Below are 14,864 nucleotides of genomic sequence, written 5' to 3' on the forward strand. Positions count from 1 at the left end.
GCGGCACCCGATATCCGGGACCGTGAGGCATTCTTGGAGGCGTGACTGACCCGAGGCTTGCGCGAAACTGAACCGATGCTTACGGATTAAGGTGAAACCCGCGGGGCGCGTTTCAGCCTGTAAGAAATCGCAACCCTGCGCGGGTTTGTCCTCAGGGCTTGCTGCTGCGCAGCAAAGCCGAGGGGCGCTGGTCGGCACCGGCCCATTGCGGGCCATCGAACCACGCGTCACCCGACAGGTACGAACGCAGCATCGCGAGGCCGTCGAAGCCCCAGAAGAGACGCCCGTCCACCACATAGGCCGGCGTACCGAACACGCCGAGCGCGAGCGCTTCGTCGGTGTTGCGCTTCAGAAGCGCCTTGCTCTCGTCGCTGCCCGCTTCGCGCTTGGGCTGCAGTTGCGCGGTGAGCGCAGCGAGACGCGCGGCATCGCCGGGTTCTTCGCCGCCGCGCCACACGTGGCGGAAGATGGTCTCGGCGACCAGCCGGCTGATGCTGCCGTCGTCCGATGTCGAAAGTGCGAGACGCAGGTGCGCGAGCGGGTTGTAGGGGTGCGAGGCCGGCATCTCGATCTGGATGCCGTTCGCATGCCCGAGCCACAGCACATGGCGGTAGGTCCAGCTGCGCTTGGACGGAATCTCGGCCGGCCCGAGCTGGCCGTGTTGCTTCAGCAGCGCGCCGAGCAGCACCGGCTTGTAGGCCACGCTATAGCTCAGCCTTTCGAGCGCCTCTGGCAGGTGCTCGAACGCGAGGTGCGCGTAGGGCGAGATGAAGTCGAGATAGAAGTCGATGTGCTTCATGCGTCGTTGTCTCCGGAGGGTTCCGGGATTTCTGGGACACGCCAGATGCCGGCCCGGGCCCGCAACTCTATCGCGCGCCACACGCCGCGGCGCGCGTCGTCTTCCATCTTGCTCCAGCCCGCGATCTCGGGAATGGTGCGCAGGCACCCTTCGCAGAAGCCGCTCAGGCGGTCCATGCGGCAGACCGAGGTGCAGGGCGAGGGAACGTCTTCGGGCAGATCACGCACGGCCACCGCGCGTGCGGCCAGGGTCTCGGCTTCCGCGAAGTTCAAACCACGTCCGCCACCGGTGCGCCGGTGAGCGTTTCGAGGTCCTGCGGCCTCAACTGGAACACCGCGTGCGGATGGCCCGCCGCGGCCCAGATGTCCTCGAAGCGGAACAGCTCGCGGTCGATCAGCACCACCGGTTTGGTCGCGTGCCCCACGGGCGACACGCCACCGATGGTGAAGCCGGTGCGCGCCTTCACGAACTCGGCATCGGCGCGGCCGGTCTTGCCGATGAGCGCGTCGACTTTCTTCTCGTCCACCCGCTTGTCGCCCGAGGTGATGACCAGCACCGCCACGTCGTCGCTCTTGCGCCGGAAGATGATGCTCTTGGCGATCTGCCCGACGGAGATGCCGAGCGCATCGGCCGCCTGCTGCGCGGTGCGGCAGGCGTCGTCGAGCATGCGTGGCGAATGAGGATGGCCGGCGTCCTGCAGCACGCGGGAGACGCGCTGCACGCCTTCGGGCAGGGAGTGGAGTTCAGAGCCGCACATCGTCAACCGGCTCGCTTGGTGCGGATCGCTTTGGACGCCCGGGAATTCGGCTCGCGCCCCAGCGCCTCGCTGATGTAGACGCCCGCGTCGATCAGCTTGTCCAGGTCGATGCCGGTCTCGATGCCCATGCCGTGCAGCATGTAGACCACGTCCTCGGTCGCGACGTTGCCCGTCGCGCCCTTGGCGTAGGGGCAGCCACCCAGCCCCGCCGAAGACGACTGGAAGTTCCACACGCCCATCTCGAGCGCCGCCAGCGTGTTGACCAGCGCCTGCCCGTAGGTGTCGTGGAAGTGGCCGGAAATGGCGGCTACATCGAAGTGCGCCAGCGTGGCCTCCATAGCCGCTTGCACCTTGCGCGGCGTGCCCACGCCGATGGTGTCGGCCACGTCCACGCGCTGCACGCCAATGCCCTTCATCAACTGCGCGAGGTAGCCGACCTTGGCCGGCGCGATCTCGCCTTCATAGGGGCAACCGACGGTGCACGACATCGCGCCGCGCACTCGGATGCCCTTCTCGAGCGCCGCGGCCACCACGGGTGCAAAGCGCTCGATGCTCTCGGCGATCGAGCAGTTGATGTTCTTCTGGCTGAAGGCCTCGCTCGCGGCGCCGAACACCACGATCTCGTCGGGCCACTCCTCGCGCGGAGCGGCAATGGCGGCCTCGAAGCCCTTCATGTTGGGCGTGAGCACCGAGTAGAGAACGCCGGGCTTGCGCCGGATGCCGTGCATCACCTCGGCGTTGTCGGCCATCTGCGGCACCCACTTGGGCGAGACGAAACTGGTGACTTCGATTTCCTTGAGCCCCGCGTCCTGCAGGCGGTGCACGAGGCCGATCTTGATCTCGGCCGAGACGGGCTGCTTTTCGTTCTGCAGGCCGTCGCGCGGGCCGACGTCGACGAGCTTGACGCGGGTGGGGAGTTTCATGGGATGTCTCTTGTGTCGCGGGAGGAGGAAAAAGCCGCCTTGGATTGTCGGCCACCTGGGAACACCCTGCCTGGTACACAAGTTCAGGAAGGTAGCAATGCGCGCCAGCGGGGTTGCAAATGGCGCCAGCCGCGGTCCCCCCAACAAAAGCGCCGGGGGGTTTCCCAACTGGGCCGCCTTTCCATGGCGGGATCGTCGGCAGTACGTGGCGTCAGTAGCCCCGAACGGGATCGACGATGCCGTTGATCGGCTGCCCCTCTTCCATCGCGCGGATCTTTCCGGCGATCTGGGTGATGGACTCCTCGCGCAGCGTGCGCGCCGAGCCGTGCGGCGTCACGGTGATCTTCGGGTGGCGCCAGAAGGCGTGGTCGGCCGGCAGCGGTTCGACCTGGAACACATCGAGCGTCGCGCCCGCGAGTTCGCCGGCATCGAGCATCGGAATGAGGTCGTCTTCAACCAGATGCCCGCCGCGCGCAATGCTGATCAGATAGCCCTCGGGCAAAAGCCTGCCCAGCGTCTTGCGGTTCAGGATGCCGCGCGTGGCCTCGGTCAACGGCAGCAGGTTGACCAGCACGCGCGTGGACGAAAGGAATTCGTCGAACTGCGCCTCGCCGTTGAACACCTGCACGCCATCGATGGCCTTGGGCGAGCGGCTCCAGCCCAGCACCGGAAACTCGAACTGCGCAACGGCCTTGGCCACGCGTTCGCCCAGCACGCCGAGCCCCATGATGCCGACCGGAAAGTCACGCCGCAGCTTCGGCTTGCGGTAGCTCCACTTGCCTTCGCGTGCATCGGCCTCGTACACATCGAACTCGCGGAAGTGGCGGATCAGCGTGTGGCACACGTATTCGGCCATCTGCACCGACATGCCCGCATCGTCGAGCCGCACGATGCGCGTGTGCGCGGGCACCTTGAGCTTGAGCAGCGCATCGACGCCCGCGCCGATGTTGAAGATGCCGCGCAGCTGTGGCTGCTGGTCGATGAATTCCTGCGGCGGCGCCCACACCACGGCATGGTCGGCCTGCGGCGCGCCGGGCTTCCAGGCTTCGATGACGGCATCGGGGAGTTCGGCCTGCAGGCCTTCGATCCAGAGGTCTGGGCGGTTGTCGGTGAGGTAGACGGTGATTCGCATGGGGACGAATCTTAGTGAGGGCGCTGACGCGATGCCCATGGATGGCTATGCTCGAACGCCACCCACCCACTCACCCACCTCATCAGGAGACACCCATGATCAGATTCAGCGTGATGTACCCCTACGCGGCAGACGCCCGCTTCGACCACGCCTATTACCGCGACAAGCACATGCCGCTGCTGAAGGCGCGCCTGGGCGATGCCTGCATCTCGTACATCATCGAGAAGGGACTGGCCGGCGGTGCGCCCGGAACCCCGCCCACCTACGTCGGCATGTGCCACGTGCTCAGCGAATCGGTCGAGGCCTTCCAGACAGCGTTCGGGCCGCATGCGAAGGAGATCAGGGACGACGTCAGGAACTACACCGACATTACGCCGGTGATACAGATCAGTGAAGTGGTGGTGGGCTGATCGCCCACACCACCCCGCTCACGCCGCCTTCGCGCGGCGGCGGCGCCACACCAAGCGCACCAGCCACACCATCGGCAGCCCCACCAGCAACACCCACGGCAACACCGCCGCCAGGAAGGTGATGAGCACGCCCACGCTTTCCGCCAGCACCGAACCGGCTTCGCGCAGCGCACGCATCATCGGGTTGTAGCTGCGGCCGCCCTGCGACAGCGTGCGCGTCGGCGTGAACTGGATCTGGATGTGCTGCTTGGTGGTCTGCTGCTCGAGCACCTTGCGCTGCGTGGCGCTGCTGTCGAGCTCGGCCTGAGTGTCGGCCAGCGTGCGCTGTATTTCCAGCAGGTCGGACATGTCGCGCTTGGTCGTCTTGTCGCGCAGCATGAGGCGCAGGCTGTCGCGGAACTCGACGCGGTTCTTGATGCGCGCCTCGACGTCGATCACCTCGGCCGTCCTGTCCTCGCTCGTGGTGTTCTGCGACACCACATTGGCCACGCCGGCCAACCCGCTGAGCAGCTTGTCGACGTCGGCCGGGGCCACGCGCATCTCGAGCATCGCGTTGCCGGGCTGCTGCGGCGTCTCGCGCAGCAGCGAGGACGACAGCAGCTCGCACTGCAGCGTGCCGCAGAGGTCGCGCACCTTGCCCCAGGCGTCGGCGAGCTGGTCGGGGGCCACTTCGACATTCAGGTCCTGCCGCACCGCGAGATAGCGCTGCAGCGGCGTGCCCTGGAGCACATCGGAAGCGCCGGAGCCCGCGGCCGCAGGCGCTTGCTGTTCGGCCTCCCTCGCCACCTGCTTCATCCGCATGGACCCGCCCGGGGCCGAGATGGGTTCGGCGGGAGGGGGAGCTGCCCCCGTGGCGTTGTGCCTGTCGCAGCCGCCCACCGACAGGGCGGCCGCCAGGACCAGCAGGAAGATGCCCGACCGGCGGCCGGTGGCAGGAGACGAGAACGGGTGCTTGCGATGCATCATGAAAACCCCTTGAAGTGATGACTACCGCAGCTGATACGGACGAGCCCCCGCAACGGGGTTAAAGAATTTCGCGGGAGGCCCGCGAAACTCGTCAGGCTGTGGCGGCCATCCGCAACAATTCGTCGCCCTCGGCCACCTGCTCGCCGGGCGAGAACATCAGTTCTTCGACCGTGCCATCGGCGGGCGCTGCGATGGTGTGCTCCATCTTCATGGCCTCCATCACCGCCAGCGGCTGGCCGCGGCTGACCTTGTCGCCGGCCTTCACCGCGAAGGACACGACCTTGCCAGGCATCGGCGCGGTGAGCCGGCCGCCTTCGGCCTGGGTGTCGCCCGCGTGGGCGAGGCGGTCGATGGCGGTGATCTTCGTGGCGCCCTTCGCGGCGAACACGTGAGCCGTGGCGCCGTCGATGTGCACATCCAGCGTCTGGCGCGAGCCACCGAACTCGACCTCGAACTCGCCCGTCGGGAACTGGCCGATGACCAGCGACCCTGCCGTGCCGCCGGCTTCGAGCCAGAGGCCGCCGTCGCGCTTGTAGGTCAGCACGGCCGTCTGCTCAGCGCCGCGGAATTCGAAGTCGAAGTGGCGCCGGTATTCGCCCAACGCGCGCCAGCCGTCGCGGCGGGCAAAGGGATCGGGCATCTTCGCAGGCCACTCGGTGATCAGCGTGCGCGTGATCGCGGCGGCTGCGGCCAGCGGCAGGCCCAGCGCCTCGCGGTCGAACAGCACGGTGCGCTCGCGCTCGATCAGCGCAGTGTCCAGGTTCGCCTTCGAGAACGATTCGGTCGCGAGGATGCCGCGCAAAAACTGCACGTTGGTCGCCACGCCCACGATCTGCACCTGCGCGAGCGCGGCGTCGAGCCGGGCCAGCGCCTCGGCGCGCGTGCTGCCGTGCACGATCAGCTTGGCGATCATCGAGTCGTAGAAGGGCGAGATCTCGCCGCCCTCGCGCACGCCGTCGTCGATGCGCACGCGGCTGCGCTGGAAGGCGGTCGCTTGCGGCTTGCGATAAACGCGCAGCGTGCCGGTGGCGGGCAGGAAGTTGTTGTCGGGGTTCTCGGCGCAGATGCGCGCTTCGATCGCGTGGCCGTGGATCTGCAGGTCCGCCTGCTTCGAGGGCAACGTCTCGCCCGAGGCCACGCGCAGTTGCCATTCGACGAGATCCAGGCCGGTGATGGCTTCGGTCACCGGATGCTCCACCTGCAGGCGCGTGTTCATCTCCATGAAGAAGAAGTTCATCTCGCCGCCTTCGCGCTGCTCGACGATGAACTCGACGGTGCCGGCGCCGACGTAGTTCACGGCACGCGCGGCAGCCACGGCCGCATCGCCCATCTCCTTGCGCATTGCTTCCGTCATGCCGGGCGCGGGCGCTTCTTCCAGCACCTTCTGGTGGCGCCGCTGCACCGAGCAGTCACGCTCGAACAGATAGACATAGTTGCCGTGCGCGTCACCGAACACCTGGATCTCGATGTGGCGCGGGCGCTGCACGTACTTCTCGATCAGCACCGCGTCGTCGCCGAAGCTGTTGATGGCCTCACGCTTGCACGAGGCCAGCGCGGCCTCGAAATCCGCGGCCTTGTCGACCGCCCGCATGCCCTTGCCGCCGCCGCCCGCGCTCGCCTTGATGAGCACCGGGTAGCCGATGCGGTCGGCTTCGCGCTGCAACAGCGCCGGGTCCTGGTCGTGGCCGTGGTAGCCGGGCACCAGCGGCACGCCGGCCTTCTCCATCAATTGTTTCGACTCGGCCTTCAGGCCCATCGCCTTGATCGCCGAGGGCGGCGGGCCGATGAAAACCAGGCCCACGTCGGCGCAGGCCTGCGCGAACTCTTCGTTCTCGCTGAGGAAGCCGTAGCCCGGATGCACCGCCTCGGCGCCCGTGGCCTTGGCGGCTTCGAGGATTCGCTCCCAACGCAGGTAGCTTTCCTTGGGTGCGCTGCCTCCGATGTGCACCGACTCGTCGCAGGCACGCACGTGGTTGGCATGCGCGTCGGCATCGGAGTACACGGCGACCGTGCGAATCGCCATACGACGGGCAGTTGCCGCAACTCGGCACGCAATCTCGCCACGGTTGGCGATCAGGATTTTCTTAAACATTCGGAGTGTCTCCCGGAGGATTCTTTTTCAGTTGAAACGCAGGCACGACGCCCGGATCGGGTCGGCCGCTGAAGATGCGGGCCACGCGGCTGAACAGCGCGCTCAGAAAGCGCCAGCTCTTGCGGATGAGCCACACGCTGAGCACCAGCACGAGGACGAACAGCACAAGAAAAACGAGCGGATGCGCCACCGCGAGCCACAACCCCGCCGGCACCATCGTGTCTTCGACCAGCGAAGCGCCCACGTTGGTAAACGGCTCGGGCGAGGTGTTGATGGCCGCGCGCGTCGTGGCCTTGGCCGCATGCGCCGTGGCCGCGAAGCCGCCGCCGACCAGCGCGGCCACGATGGCCATCACGCCGTGGTCCGCGCCGAACACGCTGGCCGCGAGCGCGGCGCCCGCGGGAATGCGGATCGCGGTGTGCACCACATCCCACAGCGAGTCGAGGCCCGGGATCTTGTCGGCGAAGAATTCGATGAACACCATGAAGCCGCTGGCCGCGATCACCACCGGATGCGCCAGCAGTTGCAGCCCGCTCGGCAGCGGCACCCAGCCGAAGTAGCCGACCACCCCCGTCAGCAGAACGACGAGGTACAGGCGCACGCCGCTGGCCCAACCGATGGCTGCGGACAGTGCGAGCAGTTGGGGCATGTCGAGCGTGTTCATGGCGTGTCCTTGCTTGTCAGCCGGCGAGCCAGGAGGGCTTGCGCTTCTGCAAGAAGGCCTGCACGCCCTCGCGACCCTCGTCGCTTGCGCGGATGTCGGCGATGCCCTCGACGGTCTTCGCGATGAGCGCGTCGTCGATCTCGCGGCCGGCCACGTCGGCGATCAACTGCTTGCAGGCGCGTACGGCGGCCGGGCTCGCGCCGGTCAGCGCCTTCAGCAGTTCATCGACCTTGGCATCGAGCGCATCGGCGGTCACCACTTCATGCACGAAACCGATGCGGTGCGCCTCGGCGGCGGTGAAGCGCTCGGCCGTGAGGAAGTAGCGCTGCGAGGCGCGCGTGCCCATCGCGCGCAGCACGTAAGGGCTGATGGTCGCGGGCACGAGGCCGATCTTGACTTCGCTGAGGCAATACCACGCGGTGTCCACGCTCACGGCCATGTCGCAGGCCGCGACCAGCCCCATTCCGCCGGCATACACATCGCCCTGCACACGCGCGATGGTGGGCTTGGGGCACTCGGCGATGGTGCGCAGCATGGCTGCGAGCTTGCCCGCGTCGGCGATGTTCTCGCCCCGCGTGAAGTCGGCCATGCGGCGCATCCAGTTGAGGTTCGCGCCCGCGCAGAAGGCCGGGCCGTTCGCGCCGAGCACGATGGCCTTGACCTGCGGCGCGGCGCCGGCTTCGGTGAAGGCCTGCGTCAGCTCGGCGATGACGATGTCGTCGAAGGCATTGCGGGCGTCGGGCTGATCGAGCCAGATGCGGGCGATGGCGCCGTCGATGGAGAGATTCAGTTTGGTGAAGGTGCTGCTCATGCCGTGCCCCTCTTCACATGCGGAAGATGCCGAACTTCGGTTCGGGAATCGGCGCATTGCGCGACGCGGCCAATCCCAGCGCGAGCACACGGCGCGTATCGGCCGGGTCGATGATCCCGTCGTCCCACAACCGCGCCGTCGCGTAGTAGGGGTGCCCCTGGTCTTCGTACTGCTGGCGGATCGGCGCCTTGAAGGCCTCTTCCTCGTCCTTGCTCCAGCTGCCGCCCTTGAGCTCGATGCCGTCGCGCTTCACCGTCGCCAGCACGCTCGCGGCCTGCTCGCCGCCCATCACACTGATGCGCGCGTTGGGCCACATCCAGAGGAAGCGCGGGCTGTACGCGCGGCCGCACATGCCGTAGTTGCCGGCGCCGAAGCTGCCGCCGATGATGATGGTGAACTTGGGCACGTTGGCGGTGGCCACCGCCGTCACCATCTTCGCGCCGTGGCGCGCGATGCCTTCGTTCTCGTACTTGCGGCCGACCATGAAGCCGGTGATGTTCTGCAGGAACACCAGCGGGATCTTGCGGTGGCAGCACAGCTCGATGAAGTGCGCGCCCTTCTGCGCCGACTCGCTGAACAGGATGCCGTTGTTGGCGATGATTCCGACGGGCATGCCCTCGATCTCGGCGAAGCCGCAGACCAGCGTGGCGCCAAAGCGCGCCTTGAACTCGTGGAACTCGCTGCCGTCGACGATGCGCGCGATGATCTCGCGCACGTCGAAGGGCTTGCGGGTGTCGGTGGGGATCACGCCGTAGAGCTCTTCGCGCGGGAACGCGGGTGCGTTCACTGCCGGATGTGCGGCCGGCTGCGGCGCTGCGGCCTTGGCATTGAGATTCGCCACCGCCGAACGCGCGAGCGCCAGCGCGTGCAGGTCGTTCTGCGCGAGGTGATCGACCACGCCCGAGAGCCGCGTGTGCACGTCGCCGCCGCCGAGGTCTTCGGCCGTCACGACCTCGCCGGTGGCCGCCTTCACGAGCGGCGGACCACCCAGGAAGATGGTGCCCTGGTTCTTCACGATGATCGACTCGTCGCTCATCGCCGGCACATACGCGCCGCCCGCCGTGCACGAGCCCATGACCACCGCGATCTGCGGGATGCCCTGGGCGCTCATGTTGGCCTGGTTGTAGAAGATGCGGCCGAAGTGGTCGCGGTCGGGGAACACCTCGTCCTGGTTCGGCAGGTTGGCGCCACCCGAGTCGACGAGGTAGATACAGGGCAGGCGGTTCTGCTCGGCAACCTCTTGCGCGCGCAGATGCTTCTTCACCGTCATCGGGTAGTAGGTGCCGCCCTTCACCGTCGCGTCGTTGCAGACGATCATGCAATCGACACCGTTCACGCGGCCGATGCCGGTGATGATGCCGGCGCCGGGTGCCGATTCGGCCCCCTTGGCATCGAGGTACATCGCATGCGCAGCCAGCGGCGCGATTTCGAGGAACGGCGTGCCCGGGTCGAGCAGCTCGGCCACGCGGTCGCGCGGCAGCAGCTTGCCCCGGCCCGTGTGCTTCGCGCGCGCAGCCTCGCCGCCGCCCTGCTCCACTTTGGCGAACTGCGCATGCAGGTCATCGACCAAGGCGCGCATCGCAGCGGCATTCGCCTGGAAGTCTGCGGAGCGGGCGTTGAGTTTGGTTTCGAGTTTGCTCATGCTGTCTTTTCTTGCGTGAGACCGAGTTGCTCGGTCATGGCATCGCGGATCTTGAATTTCTGGATCTTGCCGGTCACCGTCATCGGGAACTCGGTGACGAACTGGATGTACTTCGGCACCTTGTAATGCGCGATCTGGCCCTTGCAGAAGTCGCGGATCTCGGTGTCGGTCGCGGTCTGGCCGGGCTTGACGATGATCCAGGCGCACAGCTCTTCGCCGTACTTCCTGTCCGGAAGGCCGACCACCTGCACGTCCTGCACCTTCGGGTGGCGATACAGGAACTCTTCGATCTCGCGCGGGTAGATGTTCTCGCCGCCGCGGATCACCAGGTCCTTGATGCGGCCGACGATGTTCACGTAGCCCTCGGCGTCCATGGTGGCGAGGTCGCCGGTGTGCATCCAGTGCTCGGCGTCGATGGCTTCGCGCGTCCTGGGTTCGTCTTCCCAGTAGCCGTGCATCACCGAGTAGCCGCGCGTGCACAGCTCGCCCGACTTGCCCACGGGCATGACCGTGCCGGTCTCCGGGTCGACGATCTTCACCCCGAGATGCGGCTGCACCGTGCCGACGGTGGACACGCGCTTGTCCAGCGGCGTGTCGGTGCTGCTCTGGCAACTCACCGGGCTGGTCTCGGTCATGCCGTAGGCGATGGTGATTTCGCCCAGGTGCATCTCGTTCACCACGCGCTTCATCACCTCGATAGGGCACGGCGAGCCGGCCATGATGCCGGTGCGCAGCGTGGAGAGGTCGAACTCCTTGAAGCGCGGATGGTCGAGCTCGGCGATGAACATCGTGGGCACGCCATGCAGGCCCGTGCACTTCTCGGCCTGCACGGTCTCCAGTACGGTGAGCGGATCGAAACCGTCGTTCGGGTACACGATCGCCGAGCCGTGCGTGAGGCAGGCGAGGTTGCCCAGCACCATGCCGAAGCAGTGGTAGAGCGGCACCGGGATGCAGAGCTTGTCGACGGGCGAGAGCTTCATGCACTCGCCGATGAAGAAGCCGTTGTTCAGGATGTTGCGGTGCGTGAGCGTCGCGCCCTTGGGAAAGCCCGTGGTGCCGCTGGTGAACTGGATGTTGATGGGGTCGGAGGCCTTCAGCGTCTTCTGGATCTGCGCCACACGCGGGTCGGACACGTCGCCGCTGGCGAGCAGCTGGCTGAAGCGCTTCATGCCGGGCTCTTCCACATCGGCCGCGGCCTTGCCGTCGATCCAGAAGGTGTGCTGCAGCTGCGGCAGACGCTTGGGACCCAGCTCGCGCAGCATGCCCAGGTAGTCGCTGGTCTTGAACTGCGCCATCGTCACCAGCACCTTGCAGCCGACCTTGTTGAGCGCGTACTCGAGCTCGGAGGTGCGGTAGGCCGGGTTGATGTTGACGAGGATCAGGCCGACCTTGGCGGTGGCGATCTGCATCAGCACCCAGGGCGCGTTGTTGTGCGACCAGATGCCGACGCGGTCGCCGGGCACGAGGCCGAGGTTCAGCAGCGCGCTCGCGAGCTTGCTGGATTCGGCCTGCAGCTCGCGGTAGGTGAAGCGCTGGCCTTCGTGGCGGCTGATGAGGGCTTCGCGATCGGGTTGCTTTTCGACCATGTCGTCGAAGAAGTCGCCGATGGTTTGCTCGATCAGCGGGACGTCGGTGGCGCCCTTGCCGTAGCTCTCGGTCAACGCAGCAGTCATGCTCATGTCCTTCCTTGTCTCCGTTTTGTCTTGCTCCTTCCCCTTCCGGGGGAAGGTTGGGATGGGGGCAAGCGGCGCTTGTTCGGCGCAATGCTTCATCGAACGCCGCTTGCCCCCACCCCTGCCCTCCCCCGGAAGGGGAGGGGGAAAAACAGCTTACGCAGTTTCCGCGAACAACTCGCGGCCGATCAGCATCCGGCGGATTTCGCTCGTCCCCGCGCCGATCTCGTACAGCTTGGCATCGCGCCACAGCCGCTCCACCGGAAAGTCCTTCGTGTAGCCCACGCCGCCCAGCGCCTGGATCGCCTCGCCGGCCATCCATGTCGCCTTCTCGGCCGAATAGAGGATCGCGCCGGCCGCGTCCTTGCGGAAGGTGCGCGCATGGTCGTTGCGGTCGCAGGCCTTGCCGACGGCGTACACGTAAGCGCGCGTGGCCTGCCACGTCGAATACATGTCCGCGAGCTTGCCCTGCATCAGCTGGAACTCGCCGATGCTCTGGCCGAACTGCTTGCGCTCGTGGATGAAGGGCAGCACCGCGTCCATGCACGCGGCCATGATGCCCAGCGGGCCGCCTGAGAGCACGGCGCGTTCGTAGTCGAGGCCGCTCATCAGCACCTTCGCGCCGAGGCCTTCGCCGCCGAGCACGTTTTCTTCAGGCACTTCGCAGTTGTCGAAGAACAGCGGGTAGGTGTTGGAACCGCGCATGCCGAGCTTGTCGAGCTTGGTGCCTGCCGAAAAGCCTTTGAAGTTCTTCTCGATGATGAAGGCCGTCATGCCGCGCGCGCCCATCTCGGGTTCGGTCTTGGCATAGATGACCAGCGTGTCGGCGTCGCCGCCGTTGGTGATCCACATCTTGCCGCCGTTGAGCACGTAGTAGCCGTTCTTCTTCTCGGCCTTGAGCTTCATGCTCACCACGTCGGAGCCGGCGTTGGGCTCGCTCATGGCCAGCGCACCGACGTGCTCGCCACTCACCAGCTTGGGCAGGTACTTCTTCTTCTGCGCATCGTTGCCGTTGCGGTGGATCTGGTTCACGCACAGGTTGGAGTGCGCGCCATACGACAGGCCCACCGAGGCCGAGGCGCGCGAGACTTCTTCCATGGCCACGATGTGCGCCAGGTAGCCCAGCTCGGTGCCGCCGAACTCTTCCTTGACCGTCATGCCGTGCAGGCCCAGTTCGCCCAGCTTCTGCCAGAGGTCGTGCGGGAACAGGTTGTCGCGGTCGATGTCGGCGGCGCGGGGAGCGATTTCGTTGGCGGCGAAGTCCTGGATGGCGCTGCGCAGCGAGTCGATGTCCTCGCCCAGGTCGAAGTTCAGGCCGGGATCGTGCATGTGTCTTGTCTCCTCTGAGGGGTCGGCGCGCAGGGCTGCCCACGCGGAATGGCGCTTGGAAGAAACGCAGCTTACGCCTCGTCGCGCCGCAATTGGCGCCACAATGGTTGCAAATTGCGCCACGACTTCACCGCCCGACCATGACCTCGCCCGCCTTCCTGAAGCCCGCCCGCGCCGTCACCCCCATGGCCTTCGTGAGAGCCATCGCGAAGGGCTACGAGCGCTACGGCATGGACCCCGCCGAGGCCCTGAAGTCGGCACAGATCACGCCGCGCGAACTGGCCCGGCCGGGCGCGCGGGTGACGGCGGCGCAGTTCGAGGCGCTCTCGGAACACGCCATGCAGGAGCTGGACGACGAGGCCCTCGGCTGGTTCTCGCGGCGCCTGCCCTGGGGCAGCTACGGCATGCTGTGCCGCGCCTCGCTGACCTCGCCCGACCTGGGCGTGGCCATCAAGCGCTGGTGCCGCCATCACCGCCTGCTGACGGAAGACATCGGCCTCGCGCTCGAAGTGGCCGGCGGCGTGGCCACGCTGCGCATCACCGAGAACCGCCCGCTGGACGAGGCCTTCCGCGAGTTCTGCTTGGTCACCAGCCTGCGCTTCATGCACGGCTACATGTGCTGGGCCATCGACTCGCGCATCTCGCTGCGCAACGCCACCTTTCCGTTCGCGGTGCCACCGCACCGCGATGCCTACGCGCCGATGTTCACGCCCGAGGTGCGCTTCGATGCGGCACAGGCCACCATCAGCTTCGACGAGCGCTACTTGGCCCTGCCGCTGCAGCGCGACGAGCGCGCGCTGCGCACCATGCTCAAGCGCGCGCTGCCGCTCACGATCCTGCAGTACCGCCGCGACCGCCTGCTGGGCCAGCGCGTGCGCGAGCTGCTGCGCTCGCGCGCCGCCGAGGCCACCACCGCGGACGCGCTGGCCGGATTGCTGAACGTATCGAGCCGCACGTTGCACCGGCAGTTGCACGAGGAAGGCACCTCGCTGCAGACGCTGAAGAACGAGGTGCGCCACGAGCTCGCCGTGGAGCTGCTGCGCCGCACCAACCGCCCGATCAAGCAGGTGGCGCTGGCGGTGGGCTTTCGCAACGAGAAGAGTTTTTCGCGCGCTTTCCTGCAGTGGACGGGGTATGCGCCCAGGGATTTCCGGCAGCAAGGACCTTCGTGAGCAGCTGGCGGCCGTGCTGCTCGTGGCGAGCCGTCAGGCGGATGTTGCGGTCATCGCCTTGAACTGCGCAGCCTGCCATGCGTACTCCTCCGCGAAGGCGTCGGGGTCCTTGAGCGCATAGGCGCCATAGGCATAGACCGTGGCATACGCCGCGTAGTCGGCCGCTTCGAGCGCCTGTCCGGCCAGCGCCCTGGCAACGGCGTAGGTCGCGGACACCGCTGCATGCGCCGCCCCATCGATGGAGGCCGAACCCGGATGGCTGCCGGCCGTTGCTGCCCCACGTTGTCGCGCCGACGCCAGTGCCGCCGCATCGCACCGGCCTTCGAGGAAGGCGCCGAGGGTGTCCAGGCAATCGATGGCCTCCGGCGATTCGAGCAGGTGCCGCACGCGCTGCACACACGCGAAGCCGAAGCGCAGCCGCAGCAGCGAATGGACTTCGGCCTCGAGATCGGCCGCCTTGGCGAGGCGCCGGAGTTCGGCGTTCACTTCTTTCT

15 protein-coding genes are annotated in these 14,864 nt (G+C 66.9%); 2 read left to right on the plus strand and 13 right to left on the minus strand.

Going from position 1 to position 14,864, the window contains the following annotated elements; all coding sequences use genetic code 11:
- Nucleotides 1-151 precede the first annotated feature (151 nt).
- From NU688_RS31825 to NU688_RS31845, 5 genes are all read right to left on the minus strand, one after another.
- A complete protein-coding gene (locus tag NU688_RS31825) occupies nucleotides 152-799 on the minus strand; it encodes a 2-hydroxychromene-2-carboxylate isomerase (protein WP_257864882.1) in 648 nt (215 codons plus the stop codon).
- Nucleotides 796-1,071 carry a DUF1289 domain-containing protein gene (locus NU688_RS31830; protein ID WP_257864884.1) on the minus strand — a complete coding sequence of 92 codons (276 nt, stop codon included), beginning with the start codon at nucleotides 1,069-1,071 and terminating at the stop codon, nucleotides 796-798. The genes NU688_RS31825 and NU688_RS31830 overlap by 4 nt, the downstream gene beginning before the upstream one ends.
- The gene (locus tag NU688_RS31835) at nucleotides 1,068-1,556 is read right to left on the minus strand and encodes a YbaK/EbsC family protein (protein ID WP_257864886.1); all 489 of its coding nucleotides are present in this window, start codon (nucleotides 1,554-1,556) and stop codon (nucleotides 1,068-1,070) included. The genes NU688_RS31830 and NU688_RS31835 overlap by 4 nt, the downstream gene beginning before the upstream one ends.
- A 2-nt stretch (nucleotides 1,557-1,558) precedes the next feature.
- Nucleotides 1,559-2,479 carry a hydroxymethylglutaryl-CoA lyase gene (locus NU688_RS31840; RefSeq protein ID WP_257864887.1) on the minus strand — a complete coding sequence of 307 codons (921 nt, stop codon included), beginning with the start codon at nucleotides 2,477-2,479 and terminating at the stop codon, nucleotides 1,559-1,561.
- 211 nt (nucleotides 2,480-2,690) lie between these two features.
- A complete protein-coding gene (locus tag NU688_RS31845) occupies nucleotides 2,691-3,611 on the minus strand; it encodes a glyoxylate/hydroxypyruvate reductase A (protein WP_257864889.1) in 921 nt (306 codons plus the stop codon).
- Between the two features lie 95 nt (nucleotides 3,612-3,706).
- Here NU688_RS31845 and NU688_RS31850 point away from each other — a divergent pair, with 95 nt between their 5' ends.
- On the plus strand, nucleotides 3,707-4,021 hold the full coding sequence (locus NU688_RS31850) for an EthD family reductase (RefSeq protein WP_257864891.1): 315 nt from the start codon (nucleotides 3,707-3,709) through the stop codon (nucleotides 4,019-4,021).
- Nucleotides 4,022-4,039: 18 nt separating this feature from the next.
- Here NU688_RS31850 and NU688_RS31855 read toward each other — a convergent pair whose 3' ends face one another.
- The 7 genes from NU688_RS31855 to NU688_RS31885 all read right to left on the minus strand — a co-directional run bounded on the left by NU688_RS31855 (nucleotide 4,040) and on the right by NU688_RS31885 (nucleotide 13,198).
- Nucleotides 4,040-4,987: a DUF4349 domain-containing protein gene (locus NU688_RS31855; RefSeq protein WP_257864892.1), complete on the minus strand. Its 948-nt coding sequence runs from the start codon at nucleotides 4,985-4,987 to the stop codon at nucleotides 4,040-4,042.
- A gap of 91 nt (nucleotides 4,988-5,078) precedes the next feature.
- A complete protein-coding gene (locus NU688_RS31860) occupies nucleotides 5,079-7,079 on the minus strand; it encodes an acetyl/propionyl/methylcrotonyl-CoA carboxylase subunit alpha (RefSeq protein ID WP_257864893.1) in 2,001 nt (666 codons plus the stop codon).
- Entirely contained in the window at nucleotides 7,072-7,743 is a 672-nt protein-coding gene (locus tag NU688_RS31865; protein ID WP_257864894.1) for a DUF4126 domain-containing protein, read from the minus strand. Before NU688_RS31865 ends, NU688_RS31860 begins: the two co-directional genes overlap by 8 nt.
- Nucleotides 7,744-7,759: 16 nt before the next feature.
- Nucleotides 7,760-8,554, minus strand: coding sequence for an enoyl-CoA hydratase/isomerase family protein (locus tag NU688_RS31870; protein ID WP_257864895.1), 795 nt, complete (start codon nucleotides 8,552-8,554; stop codon nucleotides 7,760-7,762).
- A gap of 13 nt (nucleotides 8,555-8,567) precedes the next feature.
- Entirely contained in the window at nucleotides 8,568-10,196 is a 1,629-nt protein-coding gene (locus tag NU688_RS31875; RefSeq protein WP_257864896.1) for a carboxyl transferase domain-containing protein, read from the minus strand.
- Nucleotides 10,193-11,875 (minus strand): AMP-binding protein, encoded by a 1,683-nt coding sequence (locus NU688_RS31880; protein ID WP_308340347.1) that lies wholly within the window; start codon nucleotides 11,873-11,875, stop codon nucleotides 10,193-10,195. The genes NU688_RS31875 and NU688_RS31880 overlap by 4 nt, the downstream gene beginning before the upstream one ends.
- Before the next feature lie 150 nt (nucleotides 11,876-12,025).
- The gene (locus NU688_RS31885) at nucleotides 12,026-13,198 is read right to left on the minus strand and encodes an isovaleryl-CoA dehydrogenase (RefSeq protein WP_257864898.1); all 1,173 of its coding nucleotides are present in this window, start codon (nucleotides 13,196-13,198) and stop codon (nucleotides 12,026-12,028) included.
- 140 nt (nucleotides 13,199-13,338) lie between these two features.
- On the opposite strand from NU688_RS31885, the gene NU688_RS31890 reads away from it, so the two are divergent.
- A complete protein-coding gene (locus NU688_RS31890) occupies nucleotides 13,339-14,370 on the plus strand; it encodes an AraC family transcriptional regulator (RefSeq protein ID WP_257864899.1) in 1,032 nt (343 codons plus the stop codon).
- Between the two features lie 33 nt (nucleotides 14,371-14,403).
- On the opposite strand, the gene NU688_RS31895 is transcribed toward NU688_RS31890, so the two are convergent.
- Nucleotides 14,404-14,856 (minus strand): hypothetical protein, encoded by a 453-nt coding sequence (locus tag NU688_RS31895; RefSeq protein ID WP_257864900.1) that lies wholly within the window; start codon nucleotides 14,854-14,856, stop codon nucleotides 14,404-14,406.
- Between the last annotated feature and the right edge of the window lie 8 nt (nucleotides 14,857-14,864).

Source organism: Variovorax sp. ZS18.2.2 (genome assembly GCF_024701975.1).
GTDB lineage: Bacteria > Pseudomonadota > Gammaproteobacteria > Burkholderiales > Burkholderiaceae_C > Variovorax.

Excerpts from the sequence above, each read along its gene's own strand:
- NU688_RS31865 (WP_257864894.1), bottom strand. The coding sequence starts at position 7,743 with ATGAACACGCTCGACATGCCCCAACTGCTCGCACTGTCCGCAGCCATC.
- NU688_RS31835 (WP_257864886.1), bottom strand. The coding sequence starts at position 1,556 with ATGTGCGGCTCTGAACTCCACTCCCTGCCCGAAGGCGTGCAGCGCGTC.
- NU688_RS31850 (WP_257864891.1), top strand. The coding sequence starts at position 3,707 with ATGATCAGATTCAGCGTGATGTACCCCTACGCGGCAGACGCCCGCTTC.
- NU688_RS31890 (WP_257864899.1), top strand. The coding sequence starts at position 13,339 with ATGACCTCGCCCGCCTTCCTGAAGCCCGCCCGCGCCGTCACCCCCATG.
- NU688_RS31880 (WP_308340347.1), bottom strand. The coding sequence starts at position 11,875 with ATGAGCATGACTGCTGCGTTGACCGAGAGCTACGGCAAGGGCGCCACC.
- NU688_RS31860 (WP_257864893.1), bottom strand. The coding sequence starts at position 7,079 with ATGTTTAAGAAAATCCTGATCGCCAACCGTGGCGAGATTGCGTGCCGA.
- NU688_RS31870 (WP_257864895.1), bottom strand. The coding sequence starts at position 8,554 with ATGAGCAGCACCTTCACCAAACTGAATCTCTCCATCGACGGCGCCATC.
- NU688_RS31885 (WP_257864898.1), bottom strand. The coding sequence starts at position 13,198 with ATGCACGATCCCGGCCTGAACTTCGACCTGGGCGAGGACATCGACTCG.
- NU688_RS31845 (WP_257864889.1), bottom strand. The coding sequence starts at position 3,611 with ATGCGAATCACCGTCTACCTCACCGACAACCGCCCAGACCTCTGGATC.
- NU688_RS31840 (WP_257864887.1), bottom strand. The coding sequence starts at position 2,479 with ATGAAACTCCCCACCCGCGTCAAGCTCGTCGACGTCGGCCCGCGCGAC.
- NU688_RS31825 (WP_257864882.1), bottom strand. The coding sequence starts at position 799 with ATGAAGCACATCGACTTCTATCTCGACTTCATCTCGCCCTACGCGCAC.
- NU688_RS31855 (WP_257864892.1), bottom strand. The coding sequence starts at position 4,987 with ATGATGCATCGCAAGCACCCGTTCTCGTCTCCTGCCACCGGCCGCCGG.
- NU688_RS31875 (WP_257864896.1), bottom strand. The coding sequence starts at position 10,196 with ATGAGCAAACTCGAAACCAAACTCAACGCCCGCTCCGCAGACTTCCAG.